The organism is Allobosea sp. P5_A5 (assembly GCF_056400625.1).
This window is the reverse complement of sequence record NZ_JBFUKY010000003.1, coordinates 554869-578029: the sequence shown is the minus strand read 5'-3', so window position 1 is coordinate 578029 and position 23161 is coordinate 554869. Positions and strand designations below refer to the sequence as shown.

General features: G+C 66.2%; 27 protein-coding genes. 8 read left to right on the top strand and 19 right to left on the bottom strand.

Going from position 1 to position 23161, the window contains the following annotated elements; translation table 11 throughout:
• Positions 1-2: 2 nt before the first annotated feature.
• Positions 3-872 carry an NAD(P)-dependent oxidoreductase gene (locus AC1DR6_RS09600; RefSeq protein WP_476828968.1) on the bottom strand — a complete coding sequence of 290 codons (870 nt, stop codon included), beginning with the start codon at positions 870-872 and terminating at the stop codon, positions 3-5.
• 153 nt (positions 873-1025) lie between these two features.
• On the opposite strand from AC1DR6_RS09600, the gene map reads away from it, so the two are divergent.
• Positions 1026-1778 carry a type I methionyl aminopeptidase gene (gene map, locus AC1DR6_RS09595; RefSeq protein WP_476828967.1) on the top strand — a complete coding sequence of 251 codons (753 nt, stop codon included), beginning with the start codon at positions 1026-1028 and terminating at the stop codon, positions 1776-1778.
• A gap of 9 nt (positions 1779-1787) precedes the next feature.
• Here map and AC1DR6_RS09590 read toward each other — a convergent pair whose 3' ends face one another.
• From AC1DR6_RS09590 to AC1DR6_RS09575, 4 genes are all read right to left on the bottom strand, one after another.
• Positions 1788-2504 carry an ABC transporter permease gene (locus tag AC1DR6_RS09590; protein ID WP_476828966.1) on the bottom strand — a complete coding sequence of 239 codons (717 nt, stop codon included), beginning with the start codon at positions 2502-2504 and terminating at the stop codon, positions 1788-1790.
• Entirely contained in the window at positions 2501-3229 is a 729-nt protein-coding gene (locus AC1DR6_RS09585; protein WP_476828965.1) for an ABC transporter permease, read from the bottom strand. Before AC1DR6_RS09585 ends, AC1DR6_RS09590 begins: the two co-directional genes overlap by 4 nt.
• Positions 3230-3299: 70 nt before the next feature.
• Entirely contained in the window at positions 3300-4076 is a 777-nt protein-coding gene (locus AC1DR6_RS09580; protein WP_476828964.1) for a transporter substrate-binding domain-containing protein, read from the bottom strand.
• Between the two features lie 153 nt (positions 4077-4229).
• Positions 4230-5444, bottom strand: coding sequence for an MFS transporter (locus tag AC1DR6_RS09575; protein WP_476828963.1), 1215 nt, complete (start codon positions 5442-5444; stop codon positions 4230-4232).
• Positions 5445-5620: 176 nt separating this feature from the next.
• On the opposite strand from AC1DR6_RS09575, the gene AC1DR6_RS09570 reads away from it, so the two are divergent.
• A complete protein-coding gene (locus AC1DR6_RS09570; RefSeq protein WP_476828962.1) occupies positions 5621-6295 on the top strand; it encodes a polyamine aminopropyltransferase in 675 nt (224 codons plus the stop codon).
• A gap of 22 nt (positions 6296-6317) precedes the next feature.
• Here AC1DR6_RS09570 and AC1DR6_RS09565 read toward each other — a convergent pair whose 3' ends face one another.
• Genes AC1DR6_RS09565 through AC1DR6_RS09555 form a run of 3 tightly spaced genes read right to left on the bottom strand, consistent with a single transcriptional unit; the run spans position 6318 to position 8765 of the window.
• A complete protein-coding gene (locus AC1DR6_RS09565) occupies positions 6318-7097 on the bottom strand; it encodes a hypothetical protein (RefSeq protein ID WP_476828961.1) in 780 nt (259 codons plus the stop codon).
• Positions 7094-8146 carry an agmatinase gene (gene speB, locus AC1DR6_RS09560; protein ID WP_476828960.1) on the bottom strand — a complete coding sequence of 351 codons (1053 nt, stop codon included), beginning with the start codon at positions 8144-8146 and terminating at the stop codon, positions 7094-7096. The genes AC1DR6_RS09565 and speB overlap by 4 nt, the downstream gene beginning before the upstream one ends.
• Positions 8147-8174: 28 nt before the next feature.
• On the bottom strand, positions 8175-8765 hold the full coding sequence (locus AC1DR6_RS09555; protein WP_476828959.1) for a GNAT family N-acetyltransferase: 591 nt from the start codon (positions 8763-8765) through the stop codon (positions 8175-8177).
• 143 nt (positions 8766-8908) lie between these two features.
• On the opposite strand from AC1DR6_RS09555, the gene AC1DR6_RS09550 reads away from it, so the two are divergent.
• The gene (locus AC1DR6_RS09550; RefSeq protein WP_476828958.1) at positions 8909-9994 is read left to right on the top strand and encodes a TRAP transporter substrate-binding protein; all 1086 of its coding nucleotides are present in this window, start codon (positions 8909-8911) and stop codon (positions 9992-9994) included.
• Positions 9995-10088: 94 nt separating this feature from the next.
• On the opposite strand, the gene AC1DR6_RS09545 is transcribed toward AC1DR6_RS09550, so the two are convergent.
• Complete coding sequence (locus tag AC1DR6_RS09545) at positions 10089-10568, bottom strand: hypothetical protein (RefSeq protein WP_476828957.1); 480 nt, start codon at positions 10566-10568, stop codon at positions 10089-10091.
• 211 nt (positions 10569-10779) lie between these two features.
• On the opposite strand from AC1DR6_RS09545, the gene AC1DR6_RS09540 reads away from it, so the two are divergent.
• Positions 10780-11169 (top strand): porin, encoded by a 390-nt coding sequence (locus AC1DR6_RS09540; RefSeq protein WP_476828956.1) that lies wholly within the window; start codon positions 10780-10782, stop codon positions 11167-11169.
• Positions 11170-11172: 3 nt separating this feature from the next.
• Here AC1DR6_RS09540 and AC1DR6_RS09535 read toward each other — a convergent pair whose 3' ends face one another.
• The 5 genes from AC1DR6_RS09535 to AC1DR6_RS09515 form a co-directional block, all read right to left on the bottom strand.
• Positions 11173-11799, bottom strand: a complete 627-nt coding sequence (locus tag AC1DR6_RS09535; protein WP_476828955.1) for a uracil-DNA glycosylase family protein — start codon at positions 11797-11799, stop codon at positions 11173-11175.
• Complete coding sequence (locus AC1DR6_RS09530) at positions 11796-12263, bottom strand: hypothetical protein (protein WP_476828954.1); 468 nt, start codon at positions 12261-12263, stop codon at positions 11796-11798. Before AC1DR6_RS09530 ends, AC1DR6_RS09535 begins: the two co-directional genes overlap by 4 nt.
• Positions 12257-12712 (bottom strand): hypothetical protein, encoded by a 456-nt coding sequence (locus AC1DR6_RS09525; RefSeq protein WP_476828953.1) that lies wholly within the window; start codon positions 12710-12712, stop codon positions 12257-12259. The genes AC1DR6_RS09530 and AC1DR6_RS09525 overlap by 7 nt, the downstream gene beginning before the upstream one ends.
• A gap of 11 nt (positions 12713-12723) precedes the next feature.
• Positions 12724-13335: a glutathione S-transferase family protein gene (locus AC1DR6_RS09520; RefSeq protein WP_476828952.1), complete on the bottom strand. Its 612-nt coding sequence runs from the start codon at positions 13333-13335 to the stop codon at positions 12724-12726.
• A 97-nt stretch (positions 13336-13432) separates the two neighbouring features.
• Positions 13433-13981 carry a thermonuclease family protein gene (locus tag AC1DR6_RS09515; RefSeq protein WP_476828951.1) on the bottom strand — a complete coding sequence of 183 codons (549 nt, stop codon included), beginning with the start codon at positions 13979-13981 and terminating at the stop codon, positions 13433-13435.
• An 85-nt stretch (positions 13982-14066) separates the two neighbouring features.
• Here AC1DR6_RS09515 and AC1DR6_RS09510 point away from each other — a divergent pair, with 85 nt between their 5' ends.
• Positions 14067-15587, top strand: coding sequence for a sensor histidine kinase (locus AC1DR6_RS09510; RefSeq protein ID WP_476828950.1), 1521 nt, complete (start codon positions 14067-14069; stop codon positions 15585-15587).
• Positions 15588-15696: 109 nt separating this feature from the next.
• On the top strand, positions 15697-16815 hold the full coding sequence (locus AC1DR6_RS09505) for a D-alanine--D-alanine ligase family protein (RefSeq protein WP_476828949.1): 1119 nt from the start codon (positions 15697-15699) through the stop codon (positions 16813-16815).
• 225 nt (positions 16816-17040) lie between these two features.
• On the opposite strand, the gene cobT is transcribed toward AC1DR6_RS09505, so the two are convergent.
• Positions 17041-18060 (bottom strand): nicotinate-nucleotide--dimethylbenzimidazole phosphoribosyltransferase, encoded by a 1020-nt coding sequence (gene cobT / locus AC1DR6_RS09500; protein WP_476828948.1) that lies wholly within the window; start codon positions 18058-18060, stop codon positions 17041-17043.
• Positions 18061-18170: 110 nt separating this feature from the next.
• Here cobT and AC1DR6_RS09495 point away from each other — a divergent pair, with 110 nt between their 5' ends.
• Both AC1DR6_RS09495 and AC1DR6_RS09490 read left to right on the top strand, forming a co-directional pair.
• On the top strand, positions 18171-19016 hold the full coding sequence (locus tag AC1DR6_RS09495) for an adenosylcobinamide-GDP ribazoletransferase (RefSeq protein ID WP_476828947.1): 846 nt from the start codon (positions 18171-18173) through the stop codon (positions 19014-19016).
• The gene (locus tag AC1DR6_RS09490; protein ID WP_476828946.1) at positions 19001-19213 is read left to right on the top strand and encodes a DUF1289 domain-containing protein; all 213 of its coding nucleotides are present in this window, start codon (positions 19001-19003) and stop codon (positions 19211-19213) included. Before AC1DR6_RS09495 ends, AC1DR6_RS09490 begins: the two co-directional genes overlap by 16 nt.
• Before the next feature lie 73 nt (positions 19214-19286).
• On the opposite strand, the gene AC1DR6_RS09485 is transcribed toward AC1DR6_RS09490, so the two are convergent.
• The 4 genes from AC1DR6_RS09485 to AC1DR6_RS09470 all read right to left on the bottom strand — a co-directional run bounded on the left by AC1DR6_RS09485 (position 19287) and on the right by AC1DR6_RS09470 (position 23160).
• Positions 19287-20120, bottom strand: a complete 834-nt coding sequence (locus tag AC1DR6_RS09485; protein WP_476828945.1) for a sulfite exporter TauE/SafE family protein — start codon at positions 20118-20120, stop codon at positions 19287-19289.
• A gap of 91 nt (positions 20121-20211) precedes the next feature.
• Entirely contained in the window at positions 20212-21204 is a 993-nt protein-coding gene (gene dusA, locus AC1DR6_RS09480; protein WP_476828944.1) for a tRNA dihydrouridine(20/20a) synthase DusA, read from the bottom strand.
• Positions 21205-21339: 135 nt separating this feature from the next.
• On the bottom strand, positions 21340-22248 hold the full coding sequence (locus AC1DR6_RS09475) for a DUF72 domain-containing protein (protein WP_476828943.1): 909 nt from the start codon (positions 22246-22248) through the stop codon (positions 21340-21342).
• Between the two features lie 81 nt (positions 22249-22329).
• A complete protein-coding gene (locus tag AC1DR6_RS09470; protein ID WP_476828942.1) occupies positions 22330-23160 on the bottom strand; it encodes an ABC transporter permease in 831 nt (276 codons plus the stop codon).
• Between the last annotated feature and the right edge of the window lies 1 nt (position 23161).

Genomic DNA, 23161 nt, shown 5'->3' with positions numbered 1-23161 from the left:
CATCAGCCTTCCAGGCGTGCGATCAGGCTGGATGTGTCCCAGCGCTTGCCGCCGAGCTTCTGGACCTCGGCGTAGAATTGGTCGACCAGCGCGGTGACCGGCAGCTGCGCGCCGTTGCTGCGGGCCTCGTCCAGCACGATGCCGAGATCCTTGCGCATCCAGTCGACGGCAAAGCCGAAATCGAACTTGTTCTGGTTCATGGTCTTGCCGCGGTTCTCCATCTGCCAGGAGCCGGCGGCGCCCTTCGAGATCACCTCCAGCATGGCCTCGACGTCGAGCCCGGCACGCTTGGCGAAATGCACGCCCTCCGACAGCGCCTGGACGAGGCCGGCGATGCAGATCTGGTTGACCATCTTGGTGAGCTGGCCCGAGCCCGCCGGCCCCATCAGCTTGCACATGCGCGCGAAGGCCGCGATCACGGGCTCGGCACGCGCGTAAACCTCGGGGTCGCCGCCGCACATCACGGTCAGCACGCCGTTCTCGGCGCCGGCCTGCCCGCCCGAGACCGGGGCGTCGATGAAGCCGAAGCCGCCGTGCTTTGCGGCGTCCGCCAGCTCCCGCGCGACATTGGCCGAGGCCGTGGTGTGGTCGATGAAGACCGCGCCCTTTTCCATGCCGGCGAAGGCACCGCCCTCGCCGATCGTGACCGCGCGCAGGTCGTCGTCATTGCCGACACAGGCGAAGACGAAGTCCTGCCCCTTGGCGGCATCCGCCGGCGTGGGGGCGGACAGGCCGGCGTGCTGTGCCACCCAGGTCTGCGCCTTCGACGGGTTGCGATTGTAGACCGTGACCTCGTGGCCGCCCTTGTTTTTGAGGTGGCCCGCCATCGGGTAACCCATGACGCCGAGACCGATGAACGCGACTTTGGCCATGAGATGCTCCCGCTTTGGCTGGTATGATGGCACCGCTTTAGCGCGCGGACGGCGCAGCGGGAAGACGGCTGCATGGCGATCGCCCATGTGCCTTTCGGGTTGCGGATGGCCTTTCGGGTTGCAGGCCTTGGCTGCGCAGCTTAGCTGCAGTGCATGACGATATCGAACGAAGACGAGCTGCAGTCGCTGCGGGAAATCGGCCACATCGTGGCGCGTGCGCTCGAAGTGATGGGCAAGTCGCTGGAACCCGGCATCACGACCGCCGAGCTGGATACGATCGGTCGCGCCTTTCTCGATCGGCACGGGGCGCGCTCGGCGCCGGAACTTTGTTACGACTTCCCGGGCGCGACCTGCATCAGCGTCAACGAAGAGATCGCGCATGGCATTCCCGGCCCGCGCCGCATTCTCGCAGGCGATCTCGTCAATATCGACGTTTCGGCCGAGAAGGACGGCTTTTATGGCGATACCGGCGCGTCCTTCCTCGTGCCGCCGGCGAAGCCCAAGCTGGAGCGGCTCTGCCGCGACGGGAAGCGCGCGCTCTGGGCCGGCATCGGCCAGGTCGGCGTCGGCAGGCCTCTCGCCGGCATCGGCGAGGCGGTCGGGCGCTTCGCCCAGAAGAATGGCTACTCGCTCGTGCGCAATCTCGCGAGCCACGGCGTGGGCCGCTCGCTCCATGAGGAGCCGACTGAGATCGCCACCTGGCCCGACAAGCGCGAGCGCCGCCGGATGACCGACGGGCTGGTCTTCACCGTGGAGCCGTTCCTGTCTCTCGGGTCCACCTGGGCCGAGAACAGTGAGGATGACCGCTGGACGCTCTACGGCGAGCCCTGCGCGCCGACGGTGCAATACGAGCATACGGTCGTGGCAACGCCGCGCGGCGCGGTCGTGCTGACGCTGCCAGGCTGAGATCGTCGCTCAGCGCAGCGCCATGTGGCGCGTCAGGCGAAGCTCCAGCTGGTCCCAGATCCGACGAACGATCTCGACCAGTACGAGGTAGATGACCGCCGCATAGAGATACATCGAGAGGTCGAAGGAGCGGGCGAAGGCGAAGCGGGTCGCGCCCATCAGGTCGAACAGGGTGACGAGCGAGGCCACCGCGCTCGACTTGATCATCACGATCAGCTCGTTGCCGAGCGGGCGCAGCGCCAGGATCATCGCCTGCGGCATGACCACATGGCGCAACGTGCCCCAGCGATGCAGGCCAAGCGCCAGCGAGCCCTCGAACTGCCCACGGGGAACGGATTGGATGGCCCCGCGCAGGATCTCGGCCTGATAGGCGGCGGTGTTGACCGTAAAGGTCAGCAGCGCGCAGTAGAACGGCTCGCGGAAAAACCACCACAGGCCCGCATCCTGCCAGAACAGCCGGAACTGGCCGAGCCCGTAATAGACCAGGAAGAGCTGGCAGAGCAGCGGCGTGCCCCGAAAGAAGGTGGTGTAGCCGGAAACGGCGATGCGCAGCCATTTAGGGCCGTAGAGCCGGCCGACCGCCAGCCAAAACGCCACGACGAACCCGATCGATACCGAGTAGGCGACCAGCTGCAAAGTGAGGCCGAGCCCGCCGGCCATTCGGCAGCCGTAGTTCTGAAGCGATTCGCTGCCGATCCAGAAGCCGGGATAGTCGCACCAGTTCATCGCGTAGCGCCCCCGAAGGCTGCAAAGCCGCGATTGCTGCGCGCCTCAAGGCGCCCGACGCCCCAGGCCGAAATCAACGAGAAGACGAGGTAGATCGCCATCGCCGCGCCGAAGAACAGGAAGGGCTCCTTCGTCACAACATTGGCGCGCGTGGTGATGAACATGATGTCGGGAAGCGTGATGACGGAGACGAGCGACGTTTCCTTCAGCAGCACCATCCAGTTGTTGCCGAGCCCGGGCAGCGCGACCCGAAACAATTGCGGCAGCACGACGAGGCGGAAGGCCTGCGCCTTCGAGAGACCGAGCGCGGCGGCGGCCTCCCGCTGGCCCTTGTGGATGGCATTCAGCGCGCCGACCCAGACCTCGCTGGAGAAGGCGGCCAGCACCATGCCGAGCGCGACCATGCCCGCGACGAAGGGCGGGATGGCGAAGGAGGCGTCCAGACCCAGCAGCGCGAAGAGCTGCTGCATCAGGATCGGCAGGGCGAAATAGATGATGTAGAGCGTCAGCAGTTCCGGAACGCCGCGAAACACCGTGGTGTAGAGGGTCGCGAAGGCGCGCAGGATGGCGCTGTCGGCGCGCTTGCACAGCGCGACAGCAAGGCCCAGCGCGAGCCCGAAAGGCAAGGTTGCGAGCGCGATCGCGATCGTGATCCCGGCGCCCTGCAGCAGGGCAAGGCCCCAGCCGCCCGGGCCGAAGCCAAGCAGCGCGAATTTATCGAACATGAGCGAGCGCCGGCCTGCGAGGGCGAATGCCGGCCGGCGCTATCGGGCGCCGGCCGATGAGCGAGCGCAATCAGATGATCGGGATCTTGAAGTACTTGTCCGCGATCTTCTTGTGCGAGCCGTCCTTGATCGATTCTTCGACCGCTGCACTCCACTTGTCACGCAAAGCGGTATCTTCCTTGCGCACGGCACCGGCGACGCCGGGGCCATGGATCGCGGGGTCGCGCACCACTTCGGCGACCTTGGCGCAACAATCCTTGCCCTTGCCGTTGAGGAACTCTTCCAGCGAAAGCGCGTCCGCGATGATGTAGTCGAGGCGTCCGTTCAGCAGATCGAGATTGGCCTCTTCCTGCGTCGGATACGGGCGGATCGTCGAATCCTTGTAGGTCTTCTCGGCGTAGTTCGAGTGCACCGTCGAGCCCTGAACGCCGATCGACTTGCCCTTCAGCGCGGCCGGCGAAAGATCGGCGGAAGCACCTTTCGGCCCGATGACCCAGATCGGGGTCTTGGTGTAAACGGCGGTGAAGTCGACGCGCTTCTTGCGCTCATCGGTCGCGTTCATGCCGGCGATGATGATGTCGTACTTCTTGGAGAGCAGCGCCGGGATGATGCCGTCCCAGTCCTGCACCACCCAGGTGCACTTCACCTTCATCTTCTCGCAAAGCATGTTGGCGTAGTCGATCTCGAAGCCTTCCAGCTCCTTTTTGGCATTCAGGTTGTTGAAGGGCGGATAAGCGCCTTCCGTGCCGATCCGGATCTCTTTCCAGTCGGGCGCCTGGGCCAGCGCGACGGTAGCGCCGGTGACGGCGAACGCCGCCGCCGCAACGAAACGAACGAAACTCTTCATGGTGCCTCCCGCAGGGTTCGGTCGGCCAGGATCTTCTGAACGGCCCTGGCCGGTCCGGTGCCTACAGATTGGGCGCAGTTTTGCGCAGGCCGCAAGGGGGATGGCTGCGGCTTTTCTGATCCTCAACCGGTGAAAGAACCGGCAGGCCGGCTCTCAGCCCCTGCGCGAGGCGCGCTGATCGAGCAGTGCCACCGCCCAGAGCGCGAATCCGCCGAGGGCCAGCGCAGCGCCGACCCAGCCGGTGGAGGTCCAGCCATAGCCGGCCGCGATCGCCATGCCGCCAAGCCAGGGGCCGAGCGCATTGGCGGTGTTGAAGGCGCTGTGATTGAGCGCGGCCGCCAGGGTCTGCGCATCGTCGGCCACGTCCATCAGCCTGGTCTGGAGGATGGCACCGAGACCGCCGCCCGAACCGATCATGAAAATGACCAGCGTTACCGCCCAGATATTGCCGGCGGCGAAGGGAAAGGCGGCGAGCCAACCGGCGCTCCAGAGCAGCATCAGCCCGGCGGAGGGCATCAAGGCCCGGTCGGCAGCCCAACCGGCCACGAGCGTACCGGCCGTCAGCCCGAGCCCGAACACGGCAAGCACAACCGGGACGAGCGTGGGCGAGACCTGCGTCACAGCCATCAGCGTCGAGGCGGCATAGGTGTACACGGCGAACAGGCCACCGAAGCCGATGGCGCCGATGCCCAGCGTCAGCCAGACCTGTCGGCGCTTCAGCGCACCGAGTTCGCGCAGTGGGCTCGCGCCGGGACGGACCGTGTCGCGCGGCGCGTAGAGCGCGATCAGGAGGACCGTCAGCAAGGCGAAAACGGCCACGATCGCGAAGCCGCTGCGCCAGCCCAGCGCCTGCCCCATCCAGTTGGCGACCGGCACGCCGACGATCGTCGCGACGGTGAGGCCCAGCATGACCCGCGCCACTGATTGAGCGCGGCGATTGGGCGGCGCGAGCGAGGCCGCCGCCAGCGCGGCGACGCCGAAATAGGCGCCATGCGGCAGACCGCTAAGGAAACGGAAGGCCAGCATCCAGTGATAGTTCGGCGCCAGCGCACTCAAACCATTGCCAAGCGCAAACAGGCTCATCAAGGCGATCAGCAGGGTACGACGCGACACGCGCGCCGCGAGCACCGCGATCAGGGGCGCTCCGACGACGACACCGAGCGCATAGATGCTGATGACATGGCCGGCGGTGGGCTCGTCGATGCCGAGCCCTACCGAAAAGTAAGGTAGCAGACTCATCGCGGCGAATTCGGTGGTGCCGATGGCAAAGCCACCCATGGCGAGCGCAAACAGCACCAGCGTGGCGGACGCTTGTTTGGGAGCGGCGGCGGCAGCCGGGAGGCTTCGCTCATGCGCGGCGAGGGTCATCGATCAGGACTTTCGAAGGGCGAGCTTGCAATGCTGCACTGCGCCAAAATGCCACGGCAGTTTCGGTGGAGCAAGCCTACGCTTTGGTTTCTGCCATGCCAGACGCGCATGGCGCGAGGATCGCTCTTTCGTCAGGAAGCGGCACGTTTATAAGCCAGGCGACGGAAGGATATCCGATGCTGCCCTGGACCTCGCTCGACACCGCCCCCCTGCCGGATGGCAGCGGCACTTTGAGGCTGAAGCAGCGCGGCAGCGAATTTTCGATCATGCTGGGCAGCAACGAACTGATGAACAGCCGCCTCAGCGGTTCGGAAGAAGCCCTGGCGCGTCTGTCCTGCGCGCGACTGGTGGGGAAGCCGAACCCCGCCATCCTGATCGGCGGCCTCGGCATGGGCTTCACCTTGCGCGCCGCGTTGGCCGCTCTGCCACCCGGCGCGAGCCTGCAAGTGGCGGAACTGATCCCGGCCGTGGCCGACTGGGCGCGCGGCGCGATGGCGCCGGTCTTCGGCGGCTGCCTCGACGATCCGCGCGTCAGCATCCTCATTGCGGATGTCGCGGCGGCCATCGCAAGCGGTACGGACCGTTATGACGCAATCCTGCTCGACGTCGACAATGGTCCGGACGGGCTCACCGTCGCCGCCAATGACGGGCTCTACAGCGCGGCGGGCCTCGCGGCGGCGAAAGCCTCGCTCAAACCGGGCGGGGTTTTGGCCGTCTGGTCCTCCGGCCCCGATGCCGGCTTCACTAAACGGCTCAAGGCCGCGGGCTTTGCGACCGAAGAGCATTCCGTGCGCGCGAGCCGCAGCGGTCGCGGCGCACGGCACATGATCTGGCTTGCGACCCGCCGCTGACGCGGCAGGCCATGATCGAACCTCACTGCAGCAGGCAAAGGCCTTCGCAGGCCGCGCTGCCGGCTGTCGCGATGAAGGCCGCGACGGACTTGTCCGCAGCCGGCTTCAGCGCCGGGCGTGTGGCCTGGAGCGCGGCGATCAGCGCCGTGCGGTCCGCCTGGCCGATGCCGGCGACGAGGCCGGCGGCGTTTTCCGCGAGGCTGCTTGCGATCAGGGTCTGGTTGGCCTCCCGCAGCGCCGGGTTACGCAGGGCCAGCGCGACACCGGTGATGATTTGCTGCAACCCCAGCCGCATCTGACGCAGGCCGGCGAAGCGCTCATCGGTCTTTTCATCCTTGGCGAGATGAGCCCCGAAATCGTTGATGGCCTGGAGCGAGGCGGCAATCGCCTTCAGCAGGAAGGCGTGCGAGCGCGATAACTCGTCCTGATACTCGACGACGTTGCGCGCGGTGTCGGGCTGCACCTTCCCAGGGTTCGGCGAGAACAGCGTATAGGCCTGCAAAATCCGGGTCTGCTTCTGCACGATATTGAGCAGGGCCGGTATGTCGTCGGCGGTATAAGGACCTTTGCCGAGGATCGCCGCGTCGTTCCAGACGTCCCGCAGCACCTTGCCTTCGACCGGGTCGGACAGGCGCGGCAGGCGTGCCTTTCCAGGCTCGACGCTCGCCAGGCTTTCCACGGCCGCGACCGAGGCATCGATATAGGCCGACCCGTTGGCCGGGACCTCGGCCCGGGCCGCAGCACCGAACAGGCAGATGCCGCCGAGCAGCGCTGCCCGCAATGCGGAGTTCAACATGGTCATGGCTTTCCTTTTCCCGCCGCGCGCGCTTCCGCGATCAGGCAGAGTTCGGTGAACAGCACCTGCGCGGCGCAATGGGCGGTGTTGCTGGTGGCATCGTATTGCGGCGCAACCTCGACCACATCGGCCGCAACGATGTTGCTGCCCTTCAATCCGCGCAGAATAGCGAGCGCCTCGCGCGTCGTCAGACCACCGATCTCGGGCGTGCCGGTGCCGGGTGCGAAGGCTGGATCGAGCGAGTCGACATCGAAGGAGACGTAGGTCGGCCCGTCGCCGATGACGGCGAGCGCCTTGGCGATCACTGCCTCAATGCCGAGTTCATCGACCTCGTTGGCGTGGATCACGGTCATGCCGGACTCGTAGGAAAACTCCCAGAGATATTCGGCGCCGCCACGGATGCCGATCTGGATGACGCGCTCGGGGTCGAGCACGCCGTCGAGCACCGCCTGCCGGAACGGCCCGCCATGGTGGAACTTCGAGCCCTCATAGGGCCCGGAGGTGTCGCAATGGGCGTCGATATGCACCATGCCGACAGGGCGCTTCGCGCCGACCGCCTTCAGGATCGGATAGGTGATCGAGTGGTCGCCGCCGACCGCCAGCGGCGAGACGCCGGCCTCGACGATCGTGCGGAACGTCGCCTCGATGTCCTCATGGCAGCTCTCGAGCGAATAACGCGAGCGGAACGGCACGTCGCCGATATCAGCCGCCTTCACCATGCCGAAGGGCGCGGTGCCCAGCACATGGTCCATCGGGCCGATGCGCTCGATGGCGCGCACCGCGCGCGGCCCCAGCCGCGTGCCGGCCCGGTTGGTGACGCCAAGATCCATCGGCAAGCCGATGATCGCGACGTCCAGCCCGCCGATGCCGGGCTGACCTAACGCATCAGGCCGATAGGGCGCGCCCATGAAGGTGGCGACATCCGAGAAAGGCCATTTGCGCTTGTCGCCCTTGAACTGGTCGGCAGCGACCTTGGCGAAATGCGGATCGTGGATGTCGGCGCCGCTGGCATCGGCGTAGCGCTCCCGCAGCTTTGCGAGCTTGTCCTCGTTCATCGCATCCATCCTCATCCGAACCGGGGCATCAGGGCGCCGGCCGCTCCAGCATCGTCAGCGTCCTGTCGTGATAGCAGGTGCTGCCGAAAGGACGGTAGCCGAGCTTTGCTGCGACGCCCAGCGAGGCGGCGTTGGCAGGGTTTATGATGCAGACGCTGCGTCGCGGCCCGAATTGATTTTCAAACCAGCCATGGGCGGCGAGACCCGCCTCGGTCGCGTAGCCGTGACCATGCGCCTCGCGTGCGAATATCCAGGCTGCCTCGGGAAACGGATCGAACCCCGCACCCAGCCCGCGCTCCGACCTCATCAGACCGACTTCACCCAACATCCGACCGGTTTCGCGGTGGACGATGGCGAAAAGACCGTAACCCATCAACGCCCAATGCCCTCGGTTGCGCACGAGGCGGTGCCAGGCGTTCTCTCGCGACATGATCTCGCCGCCGACGAAGCGCACGACCTCCGGATCCGATCGCATGGCGTGGATCGGCTCGAAATCATCGAGGGTCGGCAGGCGCAGGGTCAATCGTTCGGTCTCGATCATGGCGCCCTTAAACCAGTCTTGCGGCGCTTCGCCAACCCGCAGGAAAAGCGGCCAGACCACCACGCCTTTGGCGCGCACTAGCCGAAAGTCTGGATGCTTGCGGTTGAATCAACTCGCGATTCATGCAGCCATTGCCTAGAACGCAGGCGCATGTTCGCCATGTGCCGTGGTCGCGTCCGATAAGCCCGGGAACCGGGCAGCTGTCCCAAGGAGATGTCCCTATGAAGCGTCGTCAATTCATCCAGACCGCAGCGGCCGGCGCCGCAGCCACCGCTGTGGCCATGCCCGCGGTCGCGCAGTCCAACCCGGAGGTGAAGTGGCGCCTCGCCTCGTCCTTCCCGAAGTCGCTCGACACGATCTATGGCGGCGCCGAGGTCATGGCCAAGATGGTCTCGGACCTGACCGACGGGAAGTTCCAGATCCAGGTCTTCGCCGCCGGCGAGATCGTGCCGGCGCTGCAGGCGCTGGACGCCGTGAGCAACAATACCGTCGAGATGTGCCACACCGTCTCGTATTACTATGTCGGCAAGGACCCGACCTTCGCGATCGCCGCCTCCGTGCCCTTCGGTCTCAATGCCCGCCAACAGAACGCCTGGCTGTTCCAGAACGGCGGCAACGAGATGTTCAACGAGTTCTACAAGAAGTTCAACGCCTACGGCATGCCTTGCGGCAACACCGGCGCGCAGATGGGCGGCTGGTTCCGCAAGGAGATCAAGAACGTCGCCGACCTGCAGGGCCTGAAGATGCGCATCGGCGGCATCGCGGGTTCGGTGCTGCAGAAGCTCGGCGTGGTACCGCAGCAGCTCGGCGGCGGCGACATCTATCCGGCGCTGGAAAAGGGCACGATCGATGGCGCCGAATGGGTCGGCCCCTATGACGACGAGAAGCTCGGCTTCGCCAAGGTCGCACCGTATTATTACTATCCGGGATTCTGGGAAGGCGGCCCGGCGGTCCATGCCTTCATCAATCTGGAAAAATGGAACAGCCTGCCGAAGGCCTATCAGGCCGCGCTGACCGCCGCCTGCACCTATGCCAACACGCAGATGGCAGCGAAATACGATGTGGTGAACCCGCCGGCGCTGAAGCGTCTGGTCGCCGCCGGCACGCAGCTGCGCCCCTTCCCGCAGGACGTGATGGAAGCCTGCCTCAAGGCGTCCAACGAGCTCTATGCCGAGATCTCGGCCAAGAACCCCGACTTCAAGAAGGCGATCGAGGCAATGTCCGCCTTCCGCTCCGACGAATATCTGTGGTGGCAGGTGGCGGAGCTGAGCTTCGACGTCTTCCAGGTTCGTACCCGCGCCCGCTGACCCGGCTCGGCCTCGTCGTCTCATGCAAGAGCCCGGCTTTCGCCGGGCTCTTTTTCGTCAGTCTCGCTTCGGCCTCTCGGCCTCAGCACGCTGGTCAGGCGATCGTGGAACCCCATTTGGCGGTATCAGGCGCCTTTTCCTTGTAGACCGCGCCGCCGAAATCGACATGCAGCTCGGTCCAGGCTCCACCGCCGCGACGGGCCAGGATCTCGAAATGCTTCGGCTTGCGCCGCGCCTCTCCCGCCGGCGTCCAACCCTGCCCTGCGACGGCCTCAAGCGCCTTGGCTGCGTCGGCATGGTCATTGTGATGGTGATGACCGGGGGCGTGATGGGGCTTCTTGTGATGAATCTCGACGGCGCCGCGCCCGGCGGACGCGATGCGTGAAACCTTGATTTCCGAGGGACGCTGCTCGCCCTGAATCTCGACATGGAGATCGGGTTCGAGCGGGAAGGCCTCCGCGCCTTTGGGACCGAGATCGGCAAGATGTGTCTTGCCGTCGGCTTCCAACGTAAAGCGATGCGCGAAAACGTGGCGAATAATGCCCGACAGGGCAATGCTCTCATGATGCGGCATAATTTTCTCCGTAGGGCGCCCAACCGCAGGCGCAGCCCGGAGCTAGGCTGCCGTTACGGCATCTTTGAGACGATGGCTGGTCGATTTTGTGTGCTGCTCTCAGAGCAGCATTGCGCGCGCTTTCGCAGCCCGGCCAATCGCCTTATACTTGATCGCCATCACCGCGCCTTCTCGAGCGGGTATCCGGGCCCGCAACCTCCAGGGAGCAGTCATGCGCCGCCTCGCTTTTTCTCTGCTTCTCCTCGCCTGCCTGCCTGTCGCCGCGTCGGCCCAGTCGATCGGCGAGCCCTTGCCGGGCAAGGCACAGCCGCGCGAATCCTACAGCCGGCCCACGCCGGCGCCCGCCAACGGTGCTCGCCCCTGCCCTGAATATGGCCCGGGTTTCGTCCGCATCGAGGGATCGAGCACCTGCGTGCGCGCCGGCGGCTCCGTTCGCGCCGAGTTCGGCAAAAGCTCCCGCAGCGGTTATGGCAGCCGCGCGGACGGCATGGCTTATCTCGAAGGCCGGACGCAGACCGGGCTTGGCGAGATGCGCTCGGTGCTGAGCGTGCGCGGCGGCGTCGACCGCAATCTCAACTCCGGCAGCCCGTTCCGCTACTGAGGCTCACCCCATCAGCCGCGCCACCTCCCGGCGAAGAACGGGCACGAGCTCGGCTTCGAACCAGGGATTGCGCCGAAGCCAGCCATTGTTGCGCCAGGACGGGTGCGGCATCGGCAGCACGCGCGGCAGGCCCGGCCGGGACAGGATCGCAGCCCAGTCGTCGACGGTCGTGGATACATCCGCCGCCGCCTTCGCGCCGAGATGCCAGCCCTGCGCATAGCGCCCGATGGCGAGCACCAGTTCGATGTTCGGCAGCGCTGCGAAGACACGTTGACGCCAGAGCGGCGCGCATTCGCGCCGGGGCGGGAGATCGCCGCCCTTGGCGTCCTGGCCCGGAAAACAATGCCCCATCGGCACGATGGCGACGCGCGACGGATCGTAGAAGGCGGCCTCGTCCAGCCCAAGCCAGCCGCGCAGCCGGTTGCCGGAGGCGTCGGTGAAAGGACGGCCGCTGGCATGGACCCTTGTGCCCGGCGCCTGGCCGGTGATGCAGAGCCGCGCAGCCGCACCGGCCTGGATCACCGGGCGCGGCTGATGCGGCAGCGGCGGCAGATAGCGCGGCGCATCGCGGCAGACCCGGCAGGCGCGCAGCTCGTGCAAGACGGTCTCAAGACTTTCGAGACCGCTCATCGGCTCGCGAACCGGCGCGTCGCAGGCGCCGTCGAGATCAATCCGTCGCAGGTCCAGCGGGCCTTCCCGCCATAGCCATGCGGGTCGCCCGGCTCGATGCGCGCCAGCCCGTTGATCCGGCCGGACGGACGGCTGCGGATGACATAGAGCGAACCGCTGGTCTCGATCGTGAAACAATAGGTTCGGCGCGTCTCCACGGGGCCGTAGTAATAGCAGACCGCATCCGCCGTCGTGATCCAGCAGGCGTCGACATTGGGCACGTCGCGATTATGCCCTCCGACGCGTCCATCCGGGTGGTGATATTCGCTGAAAGGCTGGTTGCTGCCGGAATAGAGGCCCGTGACGGTGTTGCCTTCGAAGGCGTGACGGATCTGCTCGCCCGTGAGCCGCTCGGCCGCCGGCGCCGGCCCCACCGCAGCGAGCGAAACGGCCACCATGGCCGCAAGCGCGGCGGTCTTCACCAACGCGCCAGCCTCCGGCTCATCGGCGGTCCCGGAGCGCGCGAGATCAGCCCGTCGCAATACCAGGATGTGCCGTTATCGGTGTGATTGCGCGGGTTGCCGGCTTCGATCCGCGCCAGCGCATTGACCACGCCATTGCCGACATTGCGCAGCACATAAAGCTCGCCGCTCATCTCCACCGTGAAGCAATGAACGGTGCGATTTTCAGGCGGCCCGTAATAATAGCACACGCTTTGCGGCTTGGTGATCCAGCAGGCGTCGGTGTTGGGCTGCCAGCCATTATGGCCCAGGGCGCGGCCGTCAGGCGCATGATATTCGGTGAAGAAGCCCCCGTTGGTGTAGCGGCCGGAGACGGTGTTGCCCTCGAATGCGCGCTGGATCTGTTCCCCGGTCAGCCGCTCGGCCGCCATTGCGGGCATGGATGCGGCCATCAGGGACAACAGAACGGCCATAACAAACTGCATCAGGCAGCCCAGCTTGGCCGTGCGGCCATTTCGCCATGCCACCGGCGGATGTGGACGAAATCGTCCGGCAGGGGCAAGCGCGAGGGCCGCATGAAATCGACCGCGATCGCGGCGGTGATGTCGGCGACCGTCAAGCTCTCGCCGCAGACGAACGGGCTGCCGGCAAGTTGCAGCTCGAGCAGCCAGAGATGGTCGTCCAGGCTCTCGCGGTTGGCCTGTGCCCATTCCGGCACCTGCTCCTCGAGCTCGGCCATCGAGGGATGGCTGTGCCGAAAGACCGCTGCGACGCTGGCGAACAGGCCAAGCTCGATGCGGCGGTTCCACATCTCGATCAGCGCCTGCTCTTTGGCGTCCCGGCCGAACAGAGGGGGCTCGGGGTTCAGGCTTTCGACATAACGGCAGATCGCGATGGTCTCGGCCAGCGCCGTCCCGTCGTCCAGCAGCAGGACGGGGAGCCGCTGGGCGGGGTTCAGCCGGGTGAACGCTTCCGTCTTGTGCTCCTTCTTCGCGATATCGACCGCGATCAGCTCAGGAAGGGTCAGGCCCTTCTCGGCAAAGAAGATGCGGACCCGCCGCGGGTTCGGCGCGCGACCGCCATCGTAGAGTTTCATCCCGTTCTCCCTGTTGCGGCGCAACGGATCATGCCACGCGCCGCACCGTCAATCCTGTTGGGGCCTTCCCCGTCGATCGACGCGTTTTTCCGATGTTTTAGCGCGGGTGGGCGCGGCGCCAGGCCTCGGGTCGCTCGAACTCCAGCGCCCAGATGCCCCGACGGGCGGCTTTCGCCTGCGCCTCCTCGGCAGCGTATCCGCCGTAGGCGACGGCATGACCGTCGCGGACCATCGTCGCGTTGATGTCCTCAGTACCTTGCCAGCAATGCGCGAGGCCCCGGCCATAACGATCGGACTTACCGATCTCGCAGCGCGTTTCCCCGCGCAACAAGATCGATTGCAAGGCGCGGCGCGCCTCGCGCCCGCAGGCAAGGCCGCGCCCGGCGCCGTCGCGGCAGGTCTGACGATATTCCGGCGCGTCGAGGCCTTGCAGGCGCAGCTCCTCGCCCAGCAGGCGGATGGAATCGCCGTCGATCGCCTGCGCGGGGCCGGTCAGTTCGCGGGCCGGGCCGAGGCGATATTGCAGGATGGCGCCAGCCAGCGCGATGAGGCCGAGCAGGCCGAGCGCCACGACGAGATCCGTGAAGCGCCCGACACGCCGCCACCAGCCAAAGGGCCCGATATGACCGAATCCAGAACGAGGCATCAGGAAGAGATTAACGTTTCAGTGTTCATGATGGCCAGCCGACCTTGCGCTTCGCAGGGCCGAACGAGGATGCGTATCCCCCATCATGCCGGAAGTGACGGCCGAACAGGTACAGCGCGGACGCGGGCCCGATCCTGCGGCGGTGGCACGTCGCAAGCTGCTCACGCGCGACGTCAAGACCGTGCGCGAGCGGCTGACCTCCTCGACCGGCCTGGAACGCGCCTTCGACAACGAGCTGCTGCGCAGCTTCGCGCAATATCGCCTGTCCGGCTCGGTCGGCACGCTGGTGCTCGTCGTCGGCATCGCCTTTGCCTCCTGCCTGTGGCTCCCGGCCTATCTCGTCGCTTCCTGGAGCGGGCTGGTGCTGGCGAGCGGCACGCTGATCGTGATGTTGTCGCGGCGCTACCTCGCCAAGCGACCCGATGCCGTCAGGATCACACGCTGGCGCCGTCTTTTTGCTTTCGCGGAAGGTTTTCACGGGCTCTGCTGGGCGGCGCTGCTGCTGCTGTTCGCACATGTCGATGCGCCCGGCGCCAAGATCTTCGCCACCACCGCCCTGCTGATCGCAAGCGCGCTCGCGGTGATGGTCGTCTCGTCGATCCCGCTCGCCGTCTATGCCGGGCTGTCACCGGTCGTCCTAGGGATAATGGTGTTCTTCTGGGATCGGCGCGACATCGACAGCATGACGATGGCGGCAATGGCGGCCGCGGCTCAGCTCTTCTTCATCTTCCTCGCCAACCGGCTCTATGCGAGTTCCGTCGCGACCATCAGCTTCCGCGCCGAAAAGGATGCGCTGATCGCCGAGCTGGAGACCGCCAACGCCAATTCGGACGAGGCCCGCCGCAAGGCCGAGGAGGCCAACCTCGCCAAATCGCGGTTCCTGGCGACGATGAGCCACGAGCTGCGGACCCCGCTGAACGCCATCCTCGGCTTTTCCGAAGTGATGAAGAACGAGATCTTCGGCACGCACGCCAATGCCGCCTACAAGGAATATTCGGGCGACATCCATGGCTCGGGACAACATCTGCTGAACCTGATCAACGAAATCCTCGACCTTTCGCGCATCGAGGCCGGCAAATACGAGCTGAACGAGGAAGCGCTCTCGCTCGTCGCCATCGTCGAGGATTGCCGCCATATGCTGGCGTTGCGGGCCAAGGCGAAGGGCCAGACCATCCGCCAACACGCCGAGCCGGATCTGCCGCGCGTCTGGGCCGACGAGCGGGCGATGCGGCAGGCGATCCTGAACATCCTGTCCAACGCGATCAAGTTCACCCCGCAGGGCGGCGAGATCACCATCAAGGTCGGCTGGACGGCCGCCGGCGGCCAATACACCACCATCACCGATACCGGGCCGGGCATTCCAGAAAACGAGATTCCGATCGTGATGCAGAGTTTCGGGCGCGGCTCGCTCGCGATCAAGACGGCCGAACAGGGCTCCGGCCTCGGGCTGCCGATCGTGAAGGGGCTGGTCGATCTCCACGGCGGCGGCTTCATGCTGAAGTCCAGGCCCCGTGCCGGCACGGAAGTCACCATCACGCTGCCGGCGGAGCGGGTGATGGACACCCTCGCCGCCCTGCCGGAGCCCCACCGGGCGCGCGTCGCTTGAGCCTTCGTCTTTTTGCCCCGATGCGAGCGCCATTCGTAATGACGCCTTCCCTGCCCTTCCCTTTCCTCGCTTTCCCTTTCCCTGCCGGCCCCGACTGGAACTGTTCGACATGACCGAGAAAACCCGCGTCGCGGTGCTTTACGGCGGCAAATCCGGAGAGCACGAGGTTTCGCTGAAATCGGCAGCTTCAGTCCTGCGCCATCTCGATCGGACGCGATTCGAGCCCGTGCCGATCAGTATCGACAAGCAAGGCCGCTGGCAGCGACAGGATGCGCGACGCCTGACGGACAGCAATGGCGAGAGCCTGCCGATCTTCGCGGATGCGCCCGAGATCAGGCTGGCCAACTCGGGCGGCGGACTGTTGTCGGCTGCTCCGGTGGACGGCTCGGCCGCGAACGACGTGATCGATGTCGTGTTCCCGGTGATCCACGGCCCGCTCTGCGAGGACGGCGCGGTGCAGGGTCTGCTCGATTTGTCAGGGGCGGCCTATGTCGGCTCGGGCGTGATGGCCTCGGCGATCAGCATGCACAAGGACATGGCGAAGAAGCTGGTCGCGCTCGCCGGCCTGCCGGTGGCGCCTTATCAGGTGGCGACGAAGCGCGACCATGCGCGCGACCCGGCAGCGGTCGCCTCGGCAGCACAGGCGAAGCTGACGCTGCCGCTGTTCATCAAGCCCTGCAATATGGGCTCCAGCGTCGGCGTGCATAAGGTCAAGCGCTGGGAGGATCTGGCTGCGGCGCTGGACGATGCGTTCTCCTACGACACGCGGGTTTTGATCGAGCAGGGCGTCGATGCGCGCGAGATCGAGGTCGCGGTTCTGGACGGCGACCCGCCTTTCGCCAGCGTCGCGAGCGAACTCAATGCCGGCCCCCAGCACGAATTCTATTCCTACGAGGCGAAGTATCTCGACAGCGACGGCGCGACGGTCGATCTCCCGGCGAAGCTCGAGCCGGCCCAGATGCAGCGCGTGCAGGCGCTCGCGAAGACGGCTTTCGTCACGCTGGAATGCAGCGGGCTGGCGCGGGTCGACTTCTTCCTCGACCGGCAGAACGGCGAGTTCTACTTCAACGAAATCAACACCTTGCCGGGCTTCACCGCCATCAGCATGTATCCGAAGATGATGGAGGCCTCCGGCATGGCCTATCCCGCCCTGATCACCCGGCTGATCGAGCTGGCTCTGGAGCGGCAAGAGGAGCGGACGTCGCTGAAGACGGATTACGCGGGGTAGCCACGTTGTCATTCCGGGGCGCGCCATAGGCGCGAACCCGGAACCCACGAACACGCTCCTGCAGCCGTCATGCTCGCCCTTGTGGCGAGCATCCACGTCTTGAACACCGCATGCGCCAAACGAAGACGTGGATGGCCGGGACAAGCCCGACCATGACGGCAAGGGCCATGTCCCGGGTTTAGGGCTCGAGCCTTCGGCCGCCCTGAAATGACAGACTGGTTGCGCTTAACCCTTCCGCGCGACCTGGGCCTGTTCGAAGGTCGCCATGCCCGAATGGATCGCGGCGGCGGCCTTGACGATGCCGGCCGCAAGCGCGGCGCCGGACGCTTCGCCCAGCCGCATGTCGAGCGCCAGCAGCGGCACCTTGCCGAGATGGGCCAGCACCTGCGCATGAGCGCCCTCGGTCGAGAGATGGCCGGCGAGGCAATGGTCGATGGTCGAGGGCTCGATCGCGTGCAGGATCGCGGCTGCGGCGGTCACGACATAGCCATCCAGAATCACTGGGATGCGCTGCGAGCGGGCGGCGATGATGGCGCCGCAGATCGCCGCGATCTCGCGTCCGCCGAGCCGGCGCAGCACCTCCAGCGGGTCCTTGAGATGAGCGCGGTGCAAGGCGATCCCCGCTTCCACGGCGGCGATCTTGCGCTTCAGGCCCTCATCGTCGAGCCCGGTGCCGCGGCCGCACCATTGCGCGGCGTCGCCGCCATACAGCGCGGCATAGATGGCCGCAGCCGATGTGGTGTTGCCGATGCCCATCTCGCCGAGGCAGAGCAGATCGGCTCCGCCGGCGAGCGCTTCCATGCCGAAGGCCATGGTGGCGACGCAGGCGCGCTCGTCGAGCGCCTCAGTCTGCGTGAAATCGCCGGTCGGCAGGTCGAGCGCGAGATCGAACACCTTGAAGCCGAGATCATAGGCGGCGCAGATCTGGTTGATCGCGGCGCCGCCGGCCGCGAAATTCTCCAACATCTGGCGCGTCACCGCCTGCGGAAAGGCCGAGACGCCCTGCGCCACCACGCCGTGATTGCCGGCGAAGACGCAGACCAGCGGCCGGTCGACACGCGGAGGCGCCTTGCCCTGCCAGGCTGCCAGCCATTCGGCGATCTCTTCCATGCGGCCGAGGCTGCCGGCCGGCTTCGTCAGTTGGGCGTCGCGCGCCCGCACGGCATTGGCGGAGGCCATGTCGGGGCCCGGCATGGCGGCGATCAGCTCGCGGATATCGTCGAAGGGCAGTCCCGAAGCGGCCATGTCTCGTTCCATCGCGGATGCAGCACCGGCGCGCGACCATGGCGGCGCGGTTGCCCCTGCTGCTATAGGCTCAGGGCTGGGATGACAATCGAGGGGAGCAGCGAGCGGCCATGGCCGAAGCCGAGGACAGGGCCCAGAAGGCCGCGCCGTATTGGCCGGGCTGGCTGATCGCGACGGCGATCTGCCTGCGCTTCTGGTCGCGGCTGCCCGTACCGAAGCTGCCGGGCGAAAGCGAGCTGCACGGCCTGCCGGACTTCAGACTGATCCCGCGTGCCCTGCCCTTCGCGGCTCTTCTCATCGTGCTGCCGGCCGCTCTTGTCGTGCTTCTCGCGGGGCTGGCGCGGCTGGACGGTCTGGTCGTCGCGGGACTGGCGCTGGCCACCCTCGCATTGACGACCGGGGCTTTCCACGAGGACGGCCTGGCCGATACCGCGGACGGGTTGTTCGGCGGGCATACGCCGGAGCGGCGGCTGGAGATCATGAAGGACAGCCGCATCGGCGCCTATGGCGCGATGGCGATCGGCCTGTCCCTGCTGCTGCGGGCAAGCCTGATCGCGATGATCGTCGATCGCGCGGGTCCCTGGGCCGGCGCGGCGGCCGTGCTGATCGCGGCGCCGTGGTCCCGCGCTCAGGGCGTGCTTCTGCTCGCCAAGGAGCCGCCGGCCCGCAGCAGCGGCGCCTCCGCCGCCGTGGGGACGCCGCAGGCGGCAACGGCCTATCTCGGGCTCATTCTCAGCGCCCTGCTGGGAGGCGCATTGACGCTGGCGGCCCGGATTCCACCGACAGGGCTGCTTCTGGGGTTGTTGCTGGCGATCTCGGTCGCGGCCTGGCTGACACGGCTGGCGCGCCGACTGATCGGCGGTCAGACCGGCGATATCGTCGGCGCCATGCAACAGCTGACCGAAATCGCGGTCTATCTCGGGCTTGCGCTGGCTATCGGATGGAGCGCGCGATGACGGCGCTCTCCACGCCTTGCGTCCACATTTGCGTGATCGATCCGGCAAGCGGCCTGTGCGAGGGCTGCGGCCGCACGCTCGCCGAGATCGCGCAATGGTCAAGCCTGAGCGAAGCAGAGCGGCAGGCGATCATGGAGCTGCTGCCAGAGCGACTGCATTTAAGGGCGAATGATCCGGGGCATCATGTTCGGGTTTGACCCGAGCATCTCGGACACCAGCGCCCTTTCGTCATGAGATGCTCAGGTCAAGTCCAAGCATGATGCGCGGCCTTCAATGCAGTAGCGACCAAAGGAAGCGGCCGGCGACCACCAGCAGAAACAGGCCGAATGCGACCTCCAGCCGTCGCTTCGACAGCCGATGCGCCATACGGGCGCCGATCGGCGCCATCCAGACCGAGGTCGGGATGAACAGGACCATCCCGATCAGCGAGACATAGCCGAGCGAGAGCGGCGGCAGAACGTCCATCTTCGGCCAGCCGGCATAGATGAAGCCGAGCGCGCCGGGAATCGAGATCAACACGCCGAGACCCGAAGAGGTCGCGACCGCCTGATGAATTGGGCGGCCGTAAAAAGTCATGAACAGGCTGGAGAGCTGCCCGCCGCCGATGCCCATCAGCGCCGACAGCACGCCGATGACGCCGCCATAAGCCACCATGACCGGCTTGCCCGGCATCTCCTCGCCGAACTTCCAGCGATCTGCAGCGAAGAGCAGACGCAGCGCCGAAAGCGTTGCGACGACGACGAAGACGATCTTGAACAGGTCGGCTGGAGCGAAACGAGCGATGTAACTGCCGACAAGCACACCCAGCACCACCGGCAGCGCCCAGATTTTCAGAATCGAGAGGTCGACCAGCCCCTTGGCGCGGTGCGCGTTGAAGGAGCGGATCGAGGTCGGAATGATGACCGCCAGCGAGGTGCCGACGCTGAGCGGCATCCGCACCTCCTCGGGCACGCCGATGACGCGAAAGACCTCGAACAGCACGGGAACAACGACAGCCCCGCCGCCGACGCCAAAGACGCCGGCCAGCAACCCCGTCGCCGCGCCGGCCAGCACGAGCGAGACGGCAAGGAAGGCGAGATCGCCGAGAGGGATGCCAGCAAGCATGGAACATTCCGGTGGGCAGTTGTTCCGTTTGGGTCATTTCCCCCGCCGAGGCAAGGGCTTCGGCTCATGCCGGAACGACGCGCGTTGCCCGTCAGGCAGCCTCCGCGTCGTGGCGCGAGACATGCGCCGTTGCCGCCCGGAGATCGGCGAAGGTCGCATCGGCCTTAACGCAATGTTCGGCGAGGTGTCGGCGGAACAGGCGCGCGCCCGGCCGGCCGGGGAAAAGCCCGACAAGATGGCGGGTGAAGGCGTGCAGCCTCCCGCCGCGCTCCAGATGCGCCGCGATATGCGGCTCGAGCGCTTCCAACATCGCGAAGGCGTCCGGCACCGGCGCGTCTTCGCCGAAGAGCAGCGGGTCGACCTGCAACAGGATTTCCGGGTTCTGGTAAGCCTCGCGGCCGATCATGACACCGTCAAGCCTGTCCAGATGCGGTAGCCATTCCGCAGGCGCCTTGATGCCACCATTCAGGCTGACCGGCAGATCGGGATTGGCGGCTTTCAGGCGATAGGCGCGCTCGTAATCGAGCGGCGGGATCTCGCGGTTTTCCTTGGGCGAGAGCCCTTGCAGCCAAGCCTTGCGGGCATGAACGACCAGCGCATCGACATCGGCGGTGCGAATTGCTGCGGTCAACTCGTCGAGCGCGGCCTCGGGATCCTGATCGTCGACGCCGAGGCGGCATTTCACCGTGACGGGGATGGGAACCGCCGCCTTCATCGCCGCGACGCATTCGCCGACCAGCGCCGGCTCGCGCATTAGGCAGGCTCCGAAGGCGCCGCCTTGGACCCGATCGGAGGGGCAGCCACAATTCAGATTGATCTCGTCATAGCCGAAATCGGCGCCGATCCGGGCGGCCTGAGCCAGCAGCTTGGGGTCGTTTCCGCCGAGCTGAAGGGCCAGCGGGTGCTCCATCGGGTCGAAGCCGATGAGGCGCTCGCGGTTGCCGTGGATCACTGCCAGAGCCGTGACCATCTCACTGTAGAGCCGGGCGTGGCGCGACATCGTCCGGTGGATGATGCGGCAGGCGCTGTCGGTCCAGTCCATCATCGGCGCGACGGAAAAGCGATGGGGCGAGAGCGGTGTCATGAATCCAGGAACTCGGCATTGCCGATCGAACGCGAAGCGCGCCTCATAGCGCAATCGACCCGGCGATGCGAGGCCCGGCGCGGATCGTTGTGACCGCGTCCGGTCGGACGCGTACCGATGTGGCTGCTCGATGCCTCACCGCCTGACGAGAGAGGCGGCAGCCGCCTCGTCCGGCTCCAGGCCCAGCCGCTTCATCAGCGCCAGAGCATCGCGTGGCGCGCGCGGCGTCATCGTGTTGTCGAAATAGACATAAACATCGCGCGGGCGGCCGTCCGGCCCGGCAGGGTCGATACGGTCGTCCCGGCCGGCATCGCGCCCTTCGGCCCAGGCCGAGATCAGCGCAGCCCAGTGGTCGAGCGCCCGATCGTCATAGCCGCTGCGGTAAAGCTGTTGCGAGCCGTGAAGGCGGATATAGGCGAAATCGGCCGTGAGATCGGTCCAGAGTGGCCAATCGACGGCATCGGCGCAGACGAGCGCGATGTTGTGGGCGCGCAGCAGAGCGATGAAGACCGGGTCGCGAAAGCTCTCATGCCGCACCTCGACCGCATGGCGTAACGCGCCGACGCCGTCGCTCTGAAGCCAGGCCGGTGCCTTGAGATGATCGTCGTGCTGCCGCGCACAGGCGCCAGCGGCCCCGGCGGTCTGGGGCAGCATAGTGAGAAAGGCGCCGAATCTCTCCGGGTCGAAGGCGAAGCTCGCAGGAAATTGCCAGAGGATCGGCCCGAGCTTACTGCCCAGCCGCAGCAGGCCCGAGGCGAGAAAATTGGCCAGCGGCGTTTCGATACCTTTGAGGCGCAGGATGTGGGTGAGGAAGCGCGGCCCCTTCACTGCAAAGACGAAGTCTTCCGGCGCCTCGTCCGCCCAGCGGGCAAAGCTTCCGGGCGTCTGCAGGCCGTAGAAGGTGCCGTTGATCTCGATGCTGGGAAAAAGCGCGGCGACATAAGCCAGTTCGCGCTTCTGTGTCAGGCCTTTCGGGTAGAAGTCGCCGCGCCAGGGCGGATAGGCCCAGCCGGATATGCCGATGCGGATACTGCCCGTCGCCATTCACGCCTCCATGGGCGTCCGTCGTCGACCCATGGAGGAAATGCCGAGCCAGCGCGGCCGGTTCCGGCCGCCGCGTTGCGCCTACTTCTTGGCGCGAGCCACGATCTGCGTGGGGTTGACGAAGCGCAGCGCGATGATGAGCCAGATCAGCGTGGTCACCATGTAGATCACCGCCATGGCGTCGATCGACTGCACGGCGCGCACGCCGGCGGCGAAGACGGCATAATAGAGCGCCACGACCAATGTCTGGCTGGTCGGCCCGGCCGTGAGGAAGGTCAGCTCGAACATCGCGAGCGTGCGCACCAGCACCAGCAACAGCGCGGCCAGGATGCCGGGCAGCAGCAGCGGCAGCAGCACATGGACGAACAGCTTGAAGGTGTTGGCTCCGAAAACCCGCGCGGCGTGCTCGATCTTGGTGTCGATCTGCTCGATGAAGGGGATCATCACAAGGATGACGAAGGGGACCGTCGGCACGAGATTGGCCAGCACCACACCCGACATCTGGCCGGCAAAGCCGGTCTGGTAGAGCACCGTGGCAAGCGGGATGCCGAAGGTGATCGGCGGGATCATCAAGGGCAGCAGGAAGAGCAACATCACCAGCCGCTTGCCCGGAAAGTCCCGTCGCGCCAGCGCATAGGCCGCCGGCACGCCGATCAGGCCCGAGAGAAACACCACCAGGAAAACGATCTGGAAGGTGACGAGCAGCACGTCATACAGCTGGAACTCGTTCCAGGCAGCCGCATACCAGCGCGTCGTCCAGCCGGCCGGCAGCCAGGTGCCGAGCCAGCGCGTCGAGAACGACGAGACGACCACGGTGCCGATCATGGCGAAGAGGTTGACGATGAAGAAGCCGATCAGCGCCCAGTTGGCGGCTGCCCAGATCTTGGTGGAAAGGCGCGTGTCCTTGACCATG